Raw genomic sequence first — 18,011 nt, forward strand, 5'->3', positions numbered from 1 at the left:
CTCAGTGGCGCCGCTTGTGGCGCTGCTGCGGAACAGTTCCCCCGAGACAAAGTTGAGCAGGCCGCAAGGGTTTGCGTGGCGGTTTTGCGGAACGTCCACCACCGGGGGCGGACGTTTCGACACATTACGGGTGCAGGACCACCAGGTCGTCCCTGTGTACGACCTCGCGTTCGTAGGCGGGTCCGAGTTCGCGGGCGAGTTCCCGGGTGGAGCGGCCGATCAGCCGCGGGATCTCCTTGGCGTCGAAGTTGACCAGCCCGCGGGCGACCGCGTGCCCGGTGCCGTCCCGCAGCTCGACCGGGTCGCCGGCGGCGAAGTCGCCCTCGACGGCGGCGATGCCGGCCGGCAGCAGCGACTTGCGGCGCTCCACGACCGCCTGGACGGCGCCGTCGTCGAGGGTCAGGGCGCCCTGCGGGGTGGAGGCGTGCTGGAGCCACAGCAGCCGGTCGGCGGAGCGCCGGCCGGTGGGGTGGAAGAAGGTGCCGGTGTCCTGGCCGGTCAGGGCGTCGGCGGCGTGGACGGCGCTGGTGAGGACGACGGGCACGCCGGCGGCGGCCGCGATCCGGGCGGCCTCCACCTTGGTCACCATGCCGCCGGTGCCGACGCCGGCCTTGCCCGCGCTGCCGATCTCGACGTGGGCGAGGTCGGCGGGGTCGCGCACCTCGGCGATGCGGGAGGTGCCGGGCCTGCCGGGATCGCCGTCGTAGACGCCGTCCACGTCGGAGAGCAGGACCAGCAGGTCGGCGTGGACGAGATGGGCGACCAGGGCGGCCAGGCGGTCGTTGTCGCCGAAACGGATCTCGTCGGTGGCGACGGTGTCGTTCTCGTTGACGATCGGGAAGGCGCCCATCGCGAGCAGCTTGTCGAGGGTGCGCGAGGCGTTGCGGTGGTGCGCGCGGCGGCTCATGTCGTCGCTGGTCAGCAGCACCTGGCCGACGCGGACGCCGTAGCGGGCGAAGGAGGCGGTGTAGCGGGCGACCAGCAGGCCCTGGCCGACGCTGGCGGCGGCCTGCTGGCGGGCGAGGTCCTTGGGGCGGCGGCGCAGGCCGAGCGGGGCGAGGCCGGCGGCGATGGCGCCCGAGGAGACCAGGACGATCTCGCGCTCCCCGCCGCCCTCCCGTCTCCCGCCACCACCCTCAACCGAGGCCCTACGGGCCGCCCCCTGGTTTCGTACCTTGGCGAGCACGTCGACCAGCGCGTCCACGCGGTCCGCGTCCAGGCCGCCCGAGGCGGTGGTCAGCGAGGAGGACCCGACCTTGACGACGATCCTGCGGGCCTCGCCCACGGCCTGCCTTGCCCCTGCCACGTCGCCGTCCGTCCCCTCGCTGCGTTCCGGTCCCTCACCGGGAAATCTACGGGACGCGCGCACGCGGCGCGGATCCGGTCCACGCTGCGGACGGTACGGGCGGTGTCACCCGGGGCCGGACGCGGTGATCCGGCCCGGCCCACGACAGGAGTGCGAAGTTCCGCTACGGTCCGTCCGCGCGGCACGGCGCAGTCGCCGACTCGGCACGAGGACACGCGCGTGTCGTCGGGAGGTCGCCGCGCGTTAACCCGGACGGCCGACCTGCGCCGAACCGACGCTCCTGGAGTGACCGCAGTGCCCGTACCTCTTCCCCGCCCGCCGGCCCTTCTGAAGGGGCTGGTCACCGTCGTCCTGGCCGCCGCGTTCGCCGCCCAGGCGGTCGCGGCGCTGCTGCCCCACGTGCCCCTGCTGCTCGCGGCGACCGCCGTGTCCCTGGCCGTCGAGGGCGTCCTGTACCGCTGGCAGCGCGGTGTGCTGGCGCTGTTCGCCAAGGCGCACGCGGACATCACCGTGCGCCACGTCCTGCGGGACCTGCTGCTGGTCGTGGCGCTGCTGCGGATCGGCGAGCAGGACCGGGAGACGGTGTACGCCCCGCTGGTGGGCGGCCTGCTCGCGTTCTACGCGCTGCACTGCGCGATCCAGGCGGCCTCGGTGCTGGTGCGCCGCACCCGCACCCTGCCGGTGGTGACGCGCAACATCGACGCCTCGGCGCTGCGGCTGTCCCCGGCCCCGGCCGTGCTGCTGCGCCGTCCCGGCCCGCGGCTGCTGCTGTTCGGCCTGCCGGCGACGGCCGGTCTGCTGGCCGGCGCGGCGGGCGACCGGCCGCTCCTCGCGGCCGGGGGTGTCGCGCTGTCCCTGCTGCTCGCCCTGACCGGACTGGGCGCGCTGCTGCTGCGGCTGCTGCCGGGGCGCCGGCCGGCCGGCGAGCAGCGGGTCCTGGAGTGGTTCGACGCGTGGCTGGCCTCCTACCGGCCGACGGTCGGCCTGTACTTCTCCGGCGGCATCTCCTCGGCCTACCAGGCGAACATGTGGCTGGAGCCGCTCGCGAAGCTGGACGGCCGGCCGGTCATCGTGCTGCGCGAGCGCTTCATGGTGCAGAAGATCGCGGCGACGGACATCCCGGTCGTGTGCCTGCCGAAGGTGTCCACGCTGATGCGGCTGGAGCACTCCACGCTCCAGGTCCTCATCCACCCCTCGAACTCCGGCAAGACCTCCCAGGTGCTGCGCATCCCCACGATCAAGCACACCTTCGTCAACCACGGCGAGAGCGACAAGCTGTCCTCGTGCAACCCGTACGCGAAGGCGTACGACGAGGTGTGGGTGGCCGGTCCGGCCGCGCGCGAGCGGTACGCGCTGGCCGAGGTCGGCGTCGAGGACAAGGACGTGGTGGAGACGGGCCGTCCGCAGCTGGACGGAGTGCTGCCCCACGCGGGTCCGCCGGCCGGGGCGTACACGACCGTCCTGTACGCGCCGACCTGGGAGGGCTGGGACGGCAACCCCGGCAACACCTCGCTGATCGCCGCCGGCGAGAACCTGGTGCGGGCGCTGCTCGCCGACCCGGGCGTGCGGGTGCTGTACAAGCCGCATCCGCTGACGGGGTCGGTGGACCCGCGCGCGGGCGCGGCCGACCTGCGCGTCCGGGAGCTGATCCGGGCGGCGAACCGGGAGCGGGCGGCGACGCGTCCGCCGGCCGGGGCGGAACTGGCGCGCCGCACCGCCGAGCTGGACCGGCTCACCACGTCCGACTTCCGCCCGGGAGCCGACACGGTGGAGCGGATGCTGGTGCAGTCGGCACCGGAGCCGGGCCGCGCGGAGGCGGTGACGCGGGCGACCGCCGCGTGGGAGGAGGCCTACTGGGCCTCGCTGCCGGAGGGCGAGCACCAGATCGTCACGGACGCCAGGCCCGCGCTGTACTCCTGCTTCAACGCGGCCGACCTGCTGATCAGCGACGTGTCCAGCGTCATCAGCGACTTCCTGGCCAGCGGGAAGCCGTACGCGGTGGCCAACACCAGCGGGCTGGACGAGGACGCCTTCCGCGCGGCGTTCCCGACGGTGGCGGCGGCGACCGTGCTGACGCCGGACGCGGCCGGGGTGCCGGGTCTGCTGGAGGCGGTGCGGCACCCGGAGAAGGACGAACTGGCCGAGGCGCGCGCCGAGCTGAAGCGGCGGCTGCTGGGCCCGGACGAGCCGTCGTCGCAGGAGCGCTTCAACCAGGCCGTGCGGGCGCTGTGCGCGAGGGCCCGGGACCACCGGGCGCGGGTGGCGGAGCGACTGGCCGCGGAGCTGCCCGGCCAGCGCACGGAAACGGCGGTTCCGACCGCACCGCGCTGACACGCCGGCCGCGCCGACGTCACCGCACGGCCCTGGCCGGCGGCACGAGGAACGAGACGACGACGCAGCGGCAGCACGACGACGGGGCCGGGGGGAAACCCCCCGGCCCCGCTCCCGTTCAGGCCGCCGGCCGCACCTGCCGGGACGTCAGCGCGCGCCGCGCCTTGCGCGCCGCGCGCCGTACGAACGTGTCGACGCCACCCTCCCGGTAGCCCGGGAACGCCCGGGCCTCGCGGGGCTCGGCGAGGTAGACGGCGTCGGGGATGCCCGCGGCGCGGTCGCGGAAGTGCGGATAGACCAGGTAGACGCGGCGGCCCTTCCGCTCCAGGAGGGCCGCCGCCTGCTTCTTGGCCTTGACGAACTTCACCACGTCGAGGAGCAGGTCCGCGCGCTGCTCGGCGACCAGGTGCAGGCGCAGCCGCTCGTGGACCTTCAGGCGCTGGGCGACGCCCTCGGTCCAGTAGGCGTCCATCAGGGGCTTGGCCAGCTCCAGCTTGTGCCGGCGGACCTCCTCGCTGTCGGTGGCGTACTTCGGGCCGAACTGCGGCAGCAGCGTGACCAGGAAGGGCCGGACCATCAGCTGGTCGCGCCGGCCGCCCGCGGGGACGAGCTCGGCGATGAGCTTCATCAGGGCGCGCGCGGAGTCGAAACGCAGCGTGTAACCGCCGCTCTTGGTCACGTGCTTGCCGTCGTCGCGGCCGACCAGGTAGTAGCAGGTGTGGTCGGCGACCACCGAGACGCCGTTCGCCCGGAGGTAGGCCTCCATCGTGAACAGCGCGTCCTCGCCGGTGAACAGCGACTCGTCGAACCGCATGCCGTGCCGGTCCAGCAGCTCGCGCCGGAACAGCTTCTGCGCGCTCAGCGTGAACTTGATGTTGGAGGAGTAGACGTCCGTCCGCTCCACCGTCTGGCCCCACATGGACTTCGGGGCCGAGCGGTTGACGCCCTCGACCTTGCCGAGGACGACGTCGGTGCCGGCGCGGTCGGCCATCGCCACCATCCGCTCCAGCGCCTCGGGGCCCAGCCGGTCGTCGGCGTCCAGGAAGAAGACGTAGCGCCCGCTCGCCTTGCCCAGGCCCACGTTGCGCGGGCCGCTGGGACCGCCGGAGTTCTTCTGCCGGACCACCGTGACCCGCAGGGCGGTCCGCCCGGCGAACTCCTCCAGGTACTCCCCCGTGCCGTCCGTCGACCCGTCGTCCACCGCGATGACCTCGACGCGCTCCGGATCGATGGTCTGCGCCTCGACGGACGAAAGGCACTCGATCAGGTACGGCATCGCTTCGTACGCCCCGATGATCACGCTCACATCAGGCTGCGTCACGGTCACGTTTCCCCCTAGTCAATGGGATATTCCCCCCGTATCGCCTCATTCGCTACTTGATAGACGGGTGATCGAGGCAAGCGGTTGCCTCGCACACCGGTATGAGTGGGACACATCACGTGGTGAACGGACAGGAAACGGGAAAAAGGGTTCGGCGGTGGGCGGCGGTTCAGCCCGCGCCGACTCCGTCCGTGTCACCGGCCGTGGACACCCGCTGCCCGGGCACGGCGTTCGCCAGCTCGGCCTCGGCCTCGGCCAGGGCGGCCGCGTCCCGTGACTGCTGGCCGACGTTGCGCGTCTCGGCCTTCAGCGCGAGGTTCGCGACAGCGGTGTTGAACTGCTCCAGGGAGGTCGGCTCATCCGGGCCCAGCAGGTACTGCTTGAGCTCCTTGCGGTCCTCCGCGAGCGGGTCGGCGGCCGGGTCGCGCACCGCGCTCAGCAGCTCGCCCAGCTCGTTCGCGCTGTTGGAGAGGATGACCGCGGCACGCACCGCCGTGTTGTTCCGCTTGAACTCCTCGACCCCCACCTCGGCGGAGTCCGTCACCGCGTACGGCTTGCCGCTGGCGATGAAGTCGGAGACCACGCTGGAGATGTCGGAGACCATCGCGTCCGAGACGTTGAAGCAGTCGTACAGCCGCGGCTCGGCGCCGGTGATGACCCGGTGCTCCCAGCTCGGGAAGGAACGCCAGTAGGCGTCGTTCCACTCGGCGCGCAGCCGGGCGACCTCCTCGTGCCGGGCGGCGTCGAGCAGCCCGTCACGGGTGGCCTCGGCCTCGTCGCCGCGGTCGTTGCCGGCGCCGGACAGCTGGGCCAGCCGGGCCTCGATCCGGTCCAGCTCGGCCTTGGCCTGCGCCTGGGCGGCGGTGTCGGCGACGAAACGCGGGTCCATGGCACGCTCCGCGGCGGCCTTGCGGACCAGGGCGGTGACGCGCTGGTGGGCGGCGCCGGCCTCCTTGCTGACCGTGCCGGTGAACGGGTGCGGCTTGTACAGCACACGCACGGGCGGGTCGGCGGCGACCAGCTTGCGCACGATGTTCTCGCCGGCCAGCACGAGCGAGGTGTTGCCCGGGTTGCCGTCCCAGCCCTCCCAGGTGGGGGCGTACAGCACGGTCGGGACGCGGCCCTCGGGCACGCCCCGCCACGGCTGGATGGGGGCGAGCTGGGGGCGGCCGACCTCGACGATGTCCTCGTCGCGGACGCCTACGTCGGCGATGGCGTAGCGGTCGCGGCCCGCGCGGCCGGCCGTCCACACCTCGTCGTAGACCTTGCTGAACGGGTTGACGCTGGCGAGCTTGTCGCTGTCGCCGTGGCCGATGAAGACGTGCTTCATGGTGGGCACGCGCAGCAGGTGGATGTTCTTGCCGACGTTGGCCGCGTAGAGCGCGACGCGCACCGTGGACAGGTCCAGGTTCATCAGGTGCACCCCTCCGGGCACGCAGATGACGGGGACCGTGGTGGGCGCCAGGTTGTTCAGGATGACCCGCTCGCGCAGGATGATCAGCGGCTTGGAGTCCAGCTTCTCCATGGTGTCCAGCCACATGTTGACCTGGTACGCGGAGTCCTTGGAACCGGAGAAGTACAGCACCGTCTCCGGCTTGTACTCGCCCAGCCAGTCGTCGACGGCGGCCAGCACGCGCTCGGCGTTCGGCGGGATCCTCCGGCCGCGCACGTACGGCACCAGGGCGAGGACGTACAGGGTGGCGAGGGCCACCGTGACGCCGATGCCGGCGAAACCGATCAGGGACGACTTCAGCTGCGCGGCGAGCAGGATGCCGACGACCGCCGCGAGGTCGAGGTGCAGCATCTTCTCGGCGGAGCGGTGCAGCAGCCCGCGCGGCGGGGCGTCCGGGATGCGGATGCGGGACTTCAGGTCGACGTTGCGCGTGGCGACCGGCATGCGGCGGCGGTTGCGGATGAGCTGCACCAACGCGCCGTGCGGGGCCTGCAGACCGTAGAAGGCGATGAAGCAGGCGATCGCGCCGTAGTAGATCAGGTTGTCCGCGAGGGACAGCCGGGCCAGCAGCAGGACCAGGAGCAGCTGCCGGATCAGGAAGCGGATCGACAGGCCGGCCCGGACCTTGCCGAGGCGGTTGATCAGGTAGCTGCCCTTGCGGTGCAGATAGTGGTCCGCCAGGTACGTCACGGCGGCCGCTGCCGCGAAGGCGGGAACGCTCGGGACGAGCGCGGCCAGCATGAGGGCGGGGAAGCCCGCCACCATGAGGACCGCCGCGGCCAGCTCGGCCGCGCTGCCCACCCGGGCGACGCGAATAGCGGTGGATATCACGGAGAAACCTGCTCTTGGGAGGGGTGTGCCGGTCTTGGTTCTGAATGCGGCTGGTCTGTGAATATTCGCGGGGACTGTATGGATTCAGGCCCCTGCGAACACTCCTGATGACGGATCCCCGTTAACAGGAGGGCGCAGAGGCCTGAATTACTGAAGTCCAATTGCCGCCAATTATTACACGCCGTCCTGCCGGTCCAGCACCGAGGCCAGGGCCTGCTCGAAGCCGGACGCGCGGGCCGCGCCGGCCGTCGGGTCCTGCTGGCGGACGTCGATGACGTGCCCGGTCAGCTCGGACAGCAGCACGTCGAGCGACGTACGGGCGACCGCCTCGGAGGACAGCAGGGAACCCGCGGGCTCCTGGCCGAAGGCCTTGGTGCGCATGGGGGTCGCGGTGCGCTCGGGGTTGATGCAGTTGACGCGGACGCCGTCACCGGCCCACTCGTCGGACAGGGCCTGGGTGAGGTTCACCATCGCGGCCTTGGTCGAGGAGTACAGGCTGTACTCGGCGCGGCCGCGGGTGTAGCTGCTGGAGGTGTACAGCAGCAGCTGGCCCTTGGTCTCCGACAGGTACTTGTAGGACGAGCGCGCGATCTGCACCGGGGCCAGGTAGTTGACCTTCAGCGCCTCCTCGATGGTGGCGTTGTCGGTCTCGGCGAGCTTGCCGATGCGCAGCACGCCCGCGGTGTTGACCACGTAGTCGATCCGGCCGGTCTCGGCGTACGCCTTGGACAGCGCGTCGTCGACCTCCTCCGGGTTCTCCACGTGGGTGCCGGTGGTGGAGCGGCCGAGGGCGTAGACCGAGGCGCCGTAGGACCCGGCGAGCTCGGCGATGTCCTTGCCGATGCCGTAGGAGCCGCCGAAGACCACGACCGTCTTGCCGGTCAGCAGCTTGCGGTAGGCCTCCTCGGAGACCTGCTCGGGCGCGGCCGTGGAGGCGAGCTGGAAGAGCTTGTCGGCGATGAAGACGTCGACGGGCTGGGTGACCTTCATGTTGTACTCGTCACCCGCGACGACGTGGATCGGCACGTCGGGCAGGTACTTGAGCACGACCGAGCAGTCGTCGGTGGCCTGGAAGTTGGGGTCGCCGGCGGCGACCTCGTAGGCCCGCTTGATCGTGGACAGCTTGAAGGCCTGCGGCGTCTGGCCGCGGCGCAGCCGGGAGCGGTCCGGGATCTCGGTGATGAACTCGCCGTCCTGGCCGTGCGTGCGCGTGACGATGATGGTGTCCGCGGACGGGATGGCCACGTCGACGGCCTGGTAGCGCTCCAGCGCGGTGACGCAGTCGTCGATGACGCGCTGCGACAGCAGGGGGCGCACGGCGTCGTGGAAGAGGACGTTGAGGTCCTCGCCCTCGGCGAGACCCTCACCGAGGGCCGCGATGGCGCGCTCGGTGGTCTCGTTCCGCGTGGAACCGCCCTCGATGATCTTCGAGACCTTCTTGAAACCGGCCTTCGCGACGATCTTCTCGACGTCGGGCACGTAGCCCTGCGCCATCAGCACGATGATGTCGTCGATCGAGTCGGCGTTCTCGAAGGTGGTCAGCGTGTGCTCGATGACTGCCTTGCCGGCGATCTTCAGCAGCTGCTTGGGGATCGACAGACCCACCCGCTGACCGGTGCCACCGGCCAGGATCACTGCGGTGGTACGGGGCTTGGCTATGTGCTGGGACACAGGTGACCTACCTTGGGGCGACAGGGAACTTGGAAATGGTCCCACTCTTGGTTACCGCAGTGCAAGGTGAGCGCCCTCCACCGCATATGTGCGCGCAACCTGTCATTCACCTGGTACTGCTGGTGATTGGAGAGACGGTTCCAGGGGGTCGCGAGGGTCCCTCTATTTGCTGTGAGTAACTCCACAAGGAGTTGCGGATCAAGATTCCGCGGCAATTCGGTCTCGGTGCGGGCAAGGTGGCGCCCGCAGGCCGGGCCGCGCCCGTACGGCGGGAGCCCGGGACTCCGAAGAGTCCCGGGCTCCCGTGTGCCCCGGCGTACGGGTGTGGCGGTCAGACGACCTCCACGCCCGGCCGGCCCGCCTCGACGCGGAGCCGGGCCAGTGTGCTCGGCGTCGCCCGCGGCTGCCGCACGGTGTCGACCACCCGCACCTGCGCGTCGATGCCCGCGCGGCGGATGTCGAACAGGTGGTAGCCGCGGTGCGCGTCGAGCAGTTTCCAGTGCGGGTTGTCCGGCCGCCGCGGGTCCCACTCCCTGCGGAACGCCTCCTGGTCCTGGTCGCCGTTGCTGGAGACGGAGGTGCCGACGAACTCGGCGCCGACGACCGCGGAGTCGGGGTCGGCGTAGTCCTCCTTGAGGTCGCTGATCATCGTCAGGTGCCGGTCGCCGGAGAGCACCACCGGATTGCGGACCTGCTTGAACTCCTTGAGGAACCGGTTGCGTTCGGCCTGGTAGCCGTCCCAGGCGTCGTAGAACCAGAGCTTGCCCTCGCCGACCTTGAGGTCCGTCTCGGCCATCATGATCTGCGAGGCGATGAGGTTCCAGCGGGCAGGCGAGTTTTGGAGGCCGTTCAGCAGCCACTGCCTCTGCCGCGCGCCCAGCATGGTCAGCGACGGGCCCTGGGCGCCCTCCTGACTGGTGGCCTGGTCGCTGCGGTACTGGCGGGTGTCCAGGACGTTGAGCCGGGCCAGGCGGCCGAACTCCAGGCGGCGGTACATCCGGATGTGGGGGCCGTTCGGCACGGCGGTGGCGCGGACCGGCATGTGCTCGTAGAACGCCTGGTAGGCCGCGGTCAGGCGGGCCACGAACGCGTCGTGCGGCTGCTTGTCCGGGTCCTGCGGGATCTCGCCGGCGAAGTCGTTGTCCACCTCGTGGTCGTCGAAGCTCACCACGAAGGGCGCGTTGGCGTGCATCGCCGCGAGGTCCGGGTCGGTGCGGTACTGGGCGTACCGGTTGCGGTACTGGACGAGGCTGAACGGCTCGCCGGTGCCCTCGTGCCGGCGCAGGGCCGTCGCCGAGGGCGTGGACTCGTAGATGTAGTCGCCGACGAACACCACGACGTCCGGGTCCTGGTCGAGCATGTCCGCGTAGGGCGTGAAGTAGCCGTGCTGCCAGTTCTGGCAGGAGGCGAGGGCCATGCGCAGGGAGCCGCCGGCGGAGTAGGGGTGGGGCGCGGTGCGGGTGCGGCCCACGGGCGAGAGCCGGCCGCCGGCGCGGAAGCGGTACCAGTGGGCGCGGTCCGCGCGCAGCCCGCGTACGTCCACGTGAACGCTGTGCCCGTACGCGGGACGGGCCTGGGCGGTACCCCTGCGGACGACCTTTCTGAACCGGTGGTCCTCGGCGACCTGCCACTCCACGGGCACCACGCGGTCCGGCATGCCGCCGCCGTTCAGCGGGTCGGGGGCGAGCCTGGTCCACAGCACGATGCCGTCCGGGAGCGGGTCCCCGGAGGCGACGCCGAGGCTGAACACTCCGTCGGGCAGCGGCGTTTCGGCTGCGTGCGCGGCGGCCGGGAGCCACAGCTGGGCGGAGGCCGCGGCACCGAGCACCGCGGCGCCGGCGGTCAGAAAGCGGCGTCGGTCGGGGGATACTGCTCCGGTCATCGGCTGACTCCCTTACCTCGCTGGCCACATGGACACGGGGAAGCTTCACGCTCGCGGGCGGTCCACCCGCTGAACGCCGGGGTTCACGTACATGACAACTAAGCAGACAAAAGAAGACCCGCCGCCAGCGCTGGAACAAGCCGTTGCCGGGGCGAGTCTGACAGGTGTTCAGTTAGAGGTGGGTGAGCGAAACCCCGGGGGCGGTGGCCGCGCGGGAGGGTCCGTAATCCTCAGCCGCGCGGCCCCGTACGACCCGTCGGGGGAAAGGGCTCGGCTCAGAACGGCTCGAAGTCGTCGAACTCCTGCTGCGCCTCGTCCCGCTCGGCCTGCCGGTCCCTGCGGCGCTGCGCGGCAGGACGCGACTCCTCGAAGCGGTGGTCCTCGCCGCGCCGGCCGAGCATCTCCGCACCGGCCGTCACGGACGGCTCCCAGTCGAAGACGACCGCGTTCTCCTCGGGGCCGATGGCGACGCCGTCGCCACCCCGGGCGCCGGCCTTCATCAGCGCCTCCTCGACGCCGAGCCGGTTGAGCCGGTCCGCCAGGTAGCCGACCGCCTCGTCGTTGTTGAAGTCGGTCTGCCGCACCCACCGCTCGGGCTTCTCGCCGCGCACCCGGAAGACGTCGTCCTCGCGGGTCACGGTGAAGCCGGTGTCGTCCACGGCCTTGGGCCGGATGACGATCCGCGTGGCCTCTTCCTTCGGCTTCGCGGCGCGCGCCTGCGCCACGAGCTCGGCGAGCGCGAACGACAGCTCCTTCAGCCCCAGGTGCGCCACGGCCGACACCTCGAACACGCGGTAGCCGCGCGCCTCCAGGTCGGGCCGCACCATCTCGGCCAGGTCCTTGCCGTCCGGTACGTCGATCTTGTTCAGCACGACCATGCGCGGCCGGTCGTCCAGCCCGCCGTACTGGCGCAGCTCCTCCTCGATGATGTCGAGGTCGGAGAGCGGGTCGCGGTCCGACTCCAGCGTGGCGGTGTCCAGGACGTGCACGAGCACGCTGCACCGCTCCACGTGCCGCAGGAACTCGAGCCCCAGGCCCTTGCCCTGGCTGGCCCCGGGGATCAGCCCGGGCACGTCGGCGATCGTGTAGACCGTCGAACCGGCCGTGACGACGCCGAGGTTCGGCACCAGCGTGGTGAAGGGGTAGTCGGCGATCTTCGGCTTGGCGGCGCTCAGCACCGAGATCAGCGACGACTTGCCCGCGCTCGGGTAGCCCACGAGCGCCACGTCGGCGACCGTCTTCAGCTCCAGGACGATGTCCTGCACGTCCCCCGGCTCGCCGAGCAGCGCGAACCCGGGCGCCTTGCGCCGGGCCGAGGCCAGGGCCGCGTTGCCGAGCCCGCCCCGGCCGCCCTGCGCGGCGACGTACGAGGTGCCCTGTCCGACGAGGTCCGCGAGGACGTTGCCCGCCTTGTCCAGCACGACCGTGCCGTCCGGCACCGGCAGGACGAGGTCCTGCCCGTCCTTGCCGGAACGGTTGCCGCCCTCGCCGGGCTTGCCGTTGGTGGCCTTGCGGTGCGGGGAGTGGTGGTAGTCGAGCAGCGTGGTGACGGACTGGTCGACGGTGAGGATCACGTCCCCGCCGCGACCGCCGTTGCCGCCGTCCGGGCCGCCCAGCGGCTTGAACTTTTCACGGTGGACGGAGGCACAGCCGTGGCCTCCGTTACCCGCGGCGACGTGCAGCTCGACGCGGTCCACGAAGGTGGTCATGGTGGGTGCCTCCAGAAGTACGTGCGAGATTTACTTGTTCAACGAGTTGTACTTGTTCAACAAGCGAAAGGCGGACCCGCCTTCCCGCAACGGGAAGTGAGGTCCGCCTCGCGAGGGTGTCCGATCAGGCGACCGGAACGATGTTCACGACCTTGCGGCCACGGTGCGTGCCGAACTGCACCGAACCGGCCTGCAGCGCGAACAGCGTGTCGTCGCCGCCACGGCCGACGCCCGCACCCGGGTGGAAGTGGGTGCCGCGCTGACGGACCAGGATCTCACCAGCGTTGACGACCTGACCGCCGAAGCGCTTCACGCCGAGCCGCTGGGCATTGGAGTCGCGACCGTTCCGAGTGGACGATGCGCCCTTCTTGTGTGCCATTTCTCCTCAGTCCCTTACTTCGCAGCCGTGGGGATCTCGGTGACCTTGATCGCCGTGTACTGCTGGCGGTGGCCCTGGCGACGGCGGTAACCGGTCTTGTTCTTGTAGCGCAGAATGTCGATCTTCTGCCCCTTGTGGTGGTCCACGACCTCGGCCTGGACCTTGATGCCGGCCAGCACCCACGGGTCGCTGGTCACGGCGTCGCCGTCGACAACGAGCAGGGTCGAGAGCTCGACCGTGTCGCCAACCTTGGCAGTGGAAATCTTGTCAACCTCAACGATGTCGCCGACAGCAACCTTGTGCTGGCGACCACCGCTGCGCACGATGGCGTACACGCGGAACTCACTCTCTCGCTCGGGAAACGGCACCCCCGCAGGCCAGCCGCCCGACACGCGGGCGGCCTCTCCTGGGCGCCCGGCGCCCGGAGGATGAGGTTTACGGGGATGTGACGCGTCAGTCGACACGCCGACGGTCAAGGTTACGGGGCCGCGGCCGAAGGGGTCAAACCGAGCCGGGCCCGCCCCCTGTGCGACCGGTCACGCCGGTCACGCCCGCCGGGGCGCGCGCGTGGATCACGCACGCCCCGGGGACGTACGGGCCGGTCAGGCCTCGTCGGTGGAGGCCGTGACGGAGGCCCCGGAGGACTGCTCCGCCGCGACCGTCTTCTTCGACGTGGCCTTCTTGGCGGCCGTCTTGGTGGTCTTCGCCGCCTTCTTGGCCGTCGTCTTCTTGGCCGCGGTCTTCTTCGCCGCGGTCTTCTTGGTGGCGGCCTTCTTCGCCGTGGCCTTCTTGGCCGTCTTGCGGGCCGTCTTCTTGGCCGGGGCGGACTCCGCGGCACCCTCCTGCGCGCCGTCCTCGGCGGCCTGCGGGGCCTCCTCGGAAGCGGCCGACGGGACGACCAGCACGGCCGCCTCCTCGGACGCGGTCGGCGCCGTGGACTTGCGCACCGCACGGCGTCGCGGACGGGCCGGGGCAGCGCTCTCGGCGGGCGCCTCGGCGACCGTTCCGGCCTGCTGTCCTGCCTGCTCGGCCTGCTCGGCCTGCTCGTCCGCCTCCGGGGCCCCGGAGGCGGCGGGCGCGGTCTCGGCCACCGTCACCACGGCCGCCTCGGCGCCCGCCGGCGAACCGGCCGGAGCGGAGACCTTGCGGGTGGCCCGCCGCCGGGTGCGGCCCTTCGGCGCGGCCTCCTCGGCCGGAGCGGACTGCTCGGCCGGAGCGGACTGCTCCGGCTGCTCGGCCGGAGCGGCCGGTGCCGCCTCGACCACCGGGTCCTCCACGGCCACCGGCTCGGCCTGCGCCTCGGCGGCCGGCTCCGGCTGCACGGGGCGGGCGGCCTCCTCCGCCGCGGTCACGTCCTGCGCCGTGGGGACCACGGCCCGCTCGGCCCGGTCCGCGACCGGCTCGGCCGTCCCGCGCTGCGCCCTCGCGGACTCGCCGCGCGGCGCGCCCGCCGGGGCCGACGCGCGCCGGCTCGCCCGGCGCCGCGACCGGCCGCGGGTGGCCGCGGCCTCCGCCTCGGCGGCGCTGCTGTACAGCTCCTCGTCCGGCTCGAAGGCCGGCTCGGACAGCGCGATCGGCTCGGCGGCCTCGGCGACGACCTCGGCCTCGGTCTCGGCCTCCGCCTCCTGCTCGGCGGTCTCGACGGCCGCCTCGTGGACGTGCGGCTGGTCGGCGGCACCGGCGCGGGCACGCTTCTTGCGCTTGCCGCCGCCCCCGGTGGAGGTCGGCTGCTCCATGTGCACGATGACACCGCGGCCGTTGCAGTGGACGCAGGTCTCGGAGAAGGACTCCAGCAGGCCCTGGCCCACCCGCTTGCGGGTCATCTGCACCAGGCCCAGCGAGGTCACCTCGGCGACCTGGTGCTTCGTACGGTCCCGGCCCAGGCACTCCAGCAGGCGCCGCAGCACCAGGTCCCGGTTGGACTCCAGCACCATGTCGATGAAGTCGATGACGATGATGCCGCCGAGGTCGCGCAGGCGCAGCTGGCGGACGATCTCCTCGGCCGCCTCCAGGTTGTTGCGGGTGACGGTCTCCTCGAGGTTGCCGCCCTGGCCGGTGAACTTCCCGGTGTTGACGTCGACCACGACCATCGCCTCGGTCCGGTCGATCACCAGCGAGCCGCCGCTGGGCAGCCAGACCTTGCGGTCGAGGGCCTTGGCGAGCTGCTCGTCGATCCGGTACGTGGCGAAGACGTCGACCTCGGAGGTCCACTTCTGCAGCCGCTCGGCGAGGTCGGGCGCGACGTGCGAGACGTACCCGTGGATCGTCGACCAGGCCTCGTCGCCGCTGACGACGACCTTGGAGAAGTCCTCGTTGAAGATGTCGCGCACGACCCGGACGGTCATGTCCGGCTCGCCGTACAGCAGCGTCGGCGCGTTGCCGTTCTTGGCCTTCTTCTGGATGTCCTCCCACTGCTGCTGCAGCCGCTCGACGTCCCGGCGCAGCTCGTCCTCGCTCGCGCCCTCGGCGGCGGTGCGCACGATGACGCCCGCGTCCTCGGGGACGATCTTCTTGAGGATGGTCTTCAGCCGGGCCCGCTCGGTGTCGGGCAGCTTGCGGCTGATGCCGGTCATCGACCCCTCGGGGACATAGACCAGGTAGCGGCCGGGCAGGGAGACCTGGCTGGTCAGACGCGCGCCCTTGTGCCCGATCGGGTCCTTGGTCACCTGGACCAGCACGGACTGCCCGGACTTCAGGGCGGTCTCGATGCGGCGCGGCCCGTTGGCCATGCCGAGCGCCTCGAAGTTGACCTCACCGGCGTACAGCACGGCGTTGCGGCCCTTGCCGATGTCGATGAAGGCGGCCTCCATCGACGGCAGCACGTTCTGCACCTTGCCGAGGTAGACGTTGCCGACGTACGAGGTCGACTGCTCCTTGTTGACGTAGTGCTCGACGAGCACGCCGTCCTCCAGGACACCGATCTGCGTGCGGTCGCCGTGCTGGCGGACGACCATCACCCGCTCGACGGCCTCGCGGCGGGCCAGGAACTCGGCCTCGGTGATGATCGGCACGCGCCGGCGGCCCTGCTCGCGCCCTTCGCGGCGGCGCTGCTTCTTGGCCTCCAGCCGGGTCGAGCCCTTGATGGATTGCACCTCGTCGGAGGGCTCGCCCTTCTCCCGGGCGGGGCGGGGCTCGCGGACCTTGACGACCGTGCGCTCGGGGTCGTCGTCGGAGGGCTCGGCGTCGAGGCCGGAGTCACCGGCGCGACGACGGCGGCGACGACGCCTGCGGCTGCTGCTGGAGCCGTTCCCGCCGGACGAGTCGTCCCGGTCAGAGGCCTCGTCGGCGTCCTCGCGGTCCTCCTCGGCCTGCTCGGCGGTGTCCTCGGCGTCCTGCGCGGCCTGGGCGGCGGCGATCTCGTCGGAGTCGCCGGACTCGGCGTCGCCGTCGTTCTCGGCGGACTCGCCGCGCCGGCGGCGGCGACCGCCCCGGCGGCGGCGCCGGCGCGAGCCGGGCTCCTCGGCGTCGTCCTGGTCGTCGCCCTCGGCCTCGTCCTCGACGGACTCCTCGGCCTCCTCCGGCTCCTCGACGGCGGTCTCGGCGGCCTGGGCCTCGGGCTCCTCGCCGCCCCGGCGCCTGCGGCGGCGGCGGGATCCGGAGGCCTGCTCGTCCCGGTCGGACCGGTCGTCGTGTGCGTCCGGCGTGTCCTGCGTGAGGTCCTCGGGCTCCTCGGCTCCGGCCGCCTCGGCGGCGGCCGCGGCGGCGGCCCGCTCCGGGGTCTGGAACTGGGGCTCGGTGAAGACGGGCGGCTGGAAGAGGGCGACGGCGGGCCGTGCGGGGCGCGCCGGCCCCTCGCTCTCACCGGCGGCGGCACCGGCGGCACGCCGGGCGGGCTGGGCGGGCTCGGCGAACCCGCCGGCGGCGCGGCGCACGACCCGGCGACGGCGCCGCGGTGCGGCGTCCTCGGCGGACTCGGCGGCGGCTGCGGGCGCTTCGGACGCGGCGGGGGTCTGGCCGGGAGCCTGCGCGGCGGGAGCGGCCTCGGCGGCGGCGTCGAGAGCCTCGGAGGCGGGGGCCGGCTCGGCGGCGGCCTTGGCGCGGGACCGGGACCGCGACCTGCGGACCGGTTCGGCGGGGCTGTCGGTCACGGGGGCCTGCGCCTCCTCGGGCGAGTCCGCGGACGCCTCGGCGGGCTGGGCGGTGGAGGCGGACGCGTCGGCGCCGGCGTCCGGGCCGGAGCCGGCCGCTTCGGCGGCCACGGGCGCTCCGGCGGGCGCGGACACGCGCCGGGAGGCACGTCGGCGGGTACGGCGCGCAGCGCCCTCGTCGGGTGCGTCGGCACCTGCGGTGCCGGTCTGGGCGGCGCCCGGCTGGGCCTCGGCCGGCTCGGCGTCGACCGCCGCGCTCGCGGCCTGGTCCGTCCGCTCGGTGCGCGCGGTCCGGTCCGGCTGCTCGCTCTGCGCCGGAGCGTCGGCCTCGGCGGAGGCGGCGGCGGGCGAGGTGACGCTGCGGGTCGCGCGGCGCCGGGTGCGCCGGGGAGCGGGGTCCTCGGCGGGGGCGGGGACCTCGGCCTGCTGCGGCGCCTCGGGGGCGGCGGGAGCGGCGGCGGTCGCGGGCAGCACCGTCTCGGCGGCGGCATCGGAGGCCGGTGCCCCGGCCGGCGCGGAGGCGCGGCGCACCACACGGCGCCGCTTGCGCCCGGCGGGCGCGCTGTCCTCCGCCGCGGAGGTCCCGGCCGTCTCGGCGGGCTCCGTCACGCCGGTGGCGGCCTCGGCGGCGGACTCCTCGGTCTCGGCGGTCCCCTCGGTCTCGGCGGCGGTCTCCTCGGCGTCGATCGCCGTGAGCTCCTCGGCCTCGGCGGCCGGTACGGCCGGGGCGACGGTCTCCGCCGGCGCGTCGGTGGCACCGGCGGGCGGACCGGCCGGGCGGGACGCGGCACGGCGCCGCCGGCGGGGCGGCAGGGTGTCGCTCGGGGTGTTCTCGTCGGAGCCCTGGGAGGACTCTGTGGGTTCGGTCGGTTCGAGCATGCGGGCTTTTCTCCCGTCAGGCTCCCGGGCGCCGCGCCTGGTCCGGCGATGCCGGTGACGTCCGCGGCTCGCGCTGTGCGCGTCGCCGCCGTCCGGGGCGCGGGCGCCGCACGGGAGCTCTCCGTGTCCTGTCTCGCCGGTTCCGTACGCCGAATGCGTAC

At 72.6% G+C, this 18,011-nt stretch carries 10 protein-coding genes; 1 reads left to right on the forward strand and 9 read right to left on the reverse strand.

Annotated elements, in window-relative coordinates; genetic code table 11:
• Positions 1 to 124: 124 nt before the first annotated feature.
• Positions 125 to 1,306: a glutamate 5-kinase gene (gene proB, locus AC07DA_RS26770; RefSeq protein ID WP_479130747.1), complete on the reverse strand. Its 1,182-nt coding sequence runs from the start codon at positions 1,304 to 1,306 to the stop codon at positions 125 to 127.
• A 294-nt stretch (positions 1,307 to 1,600) separates the two neighbouring features.
• Between proB and AC07DA_RS26775 the strand changes: the two genes are divergently transcribed.
• Positions 1,601 to 3,637: a hypothetical protein gene (locus tag AC07DA_RS26775; RefSeq protein WP_479130843.1), complete on the forward strand. Its 2,037-nt coding sequence runs from the start codon at positions 1,601 to 1,603 to the stop codon at positions 3,635 to 3,637.
• A gap of 118 nt (positions 3,638 to 3,755) precedes the next feature.
• Here the strand turns inward: AC07DA_RS26775 and AC07DA_RS26780 are convergent, their stop codons facing one another.
• The 8 genes from AC07DA_RS26780 to AC07DA_RS26815 all read right to left on the reverse strand — a co-directional run bounded on the left by AC07DA_RS26780 (position 3,756) and on the right by AC07DA_RS26815 (position 17,850).
• Positions 3,756 to 4,964, reverse strand: a complete 1,209-nt coding sequence (locus AC07DA_RS26780; protein WP_479130748.1) for a glycosyltransferase family 2 protein — start codon at positions 4,962 to 4,964, stop codon at positions 3,756 to 3,758.
• A 163-nt stretch (positions 4,965 to 5,127) separates the two neighbouring features.
• Positions 5,128 to 7,212, reverse strand: a complete 2,085-nt coding sequence (locus AC07DA_RS26785) for a hypothetical protein (protein WP_479130844.1) — start codon at positions 7,210 to 7,212, stop codon at positions 5,128 to 5,130.
• Between the two features lie 204 nt (positions 7,213 to 7,416).
• Positions 7,417 to 8,913: a D-ribitol-5-phosphate cytidylyltransferase gene (locus tag AC07DA_RS26790; protein ID WP_479130749.1), complete on the reverse strand. Its 1,497-nt coding sequence runs from the start codon at positions 8,911 to 8,913 to the stop codon at positions 7,417 to 7,419.
• 331 nt (positions 8,914 to 9,244) lie between these two features.
• Complete coding sequence (locus AC07DA_RS26795; RefSeq protein ID WP_479130750.1) at positions 9,245 to 10,795, reverse strand: alkaline phosphatase D family protein; 1,551 nt, start codon at positions 10,793 to 10,795, stop codon at positions 9,245 to 9,247.
• Between the two features lie 275 nt (positions 10,796 to 11,070).
• A complete protein-coding gene (obgE, locus tag AC07DA_RS26800) occupies positions 11,071 to 12,504 on the reverse strand; it encodes a GTPase ObgE (RefSeq protein WP_479130751.1) in 1,434 nt (477 codons plus the stop codon).
• A 124-nt stretch (positions 12,505 to 12,628) separates the two neighbouring features.
• Positions 12,629 to 12,883, reverse strand: coding sequence for a 50S ribosomal protein L27 (gene rpmA, locus AC07DA_RS26805; protein ID WP_010041940.1), 255 nt, complete (start codon positions 12,881 to 12,883; stop codon positions 12,629 to 12,631).
• A 14-nt stretch (positions 12,884 to 12,897) separates the two neighbouring features.
• Positions 12,898 to 13,218, reverse strand: coding sequence for a 50S ribosomal protein L21 (gene rplU / locus AC07DA_RS26810; RefSeq protein ID WP_003990208.1), 321 nt, complete (start codon positions 13,216 to 13,218; stop codon positions 12,898 to 12,900).
• 267 nt (positions 13,219 to 13,485) lie between these two features.
• Entirely contained in the window at positions 13,486 to 17,850 is a 4,365-nt protein-coding gene (locus tag AC07DA_RS26815) for an Rne/Rng family ribonuclease (protein ID WP_479130752.1), read from the reverse strand.
• Positions 17,851 to 18,011: the final 161 nt, after the last annotated feature.

This window comes from Streptomyces sp. NPDC044921, assembly GCF_056432865.1.

Coding starts and splice junctions, on each gene's coding strand:
- AC07DA_RS26795 (WP_479130750.1), bottom strand. CDS start 10,795: ATGACCGGAGCAGTATCCCCCGACCGACGCCGCTTTCTGACCGCCGGC.
- obgE (WP_479130751.1), bottom strand. CDS start 12,504: ATGACCACCTTCGTGGACCGCGTCGAGCTGCACGTCGCCGCGGGTAAC.
- rpmA (WP_010041940.1), bottom strand. CDS start 12,883: ATGGCACACAAGAAGGGCGCATCGTCCACTCGGAACGGTCGCGACTCC.
- AC07DA_RS26815 (WP_479130752.1), bottom strand. CDS start 17,850: ATGCTCGAACCGACCGAACCCACAGAGTCCTCCCAGGGCTCCGACGAG.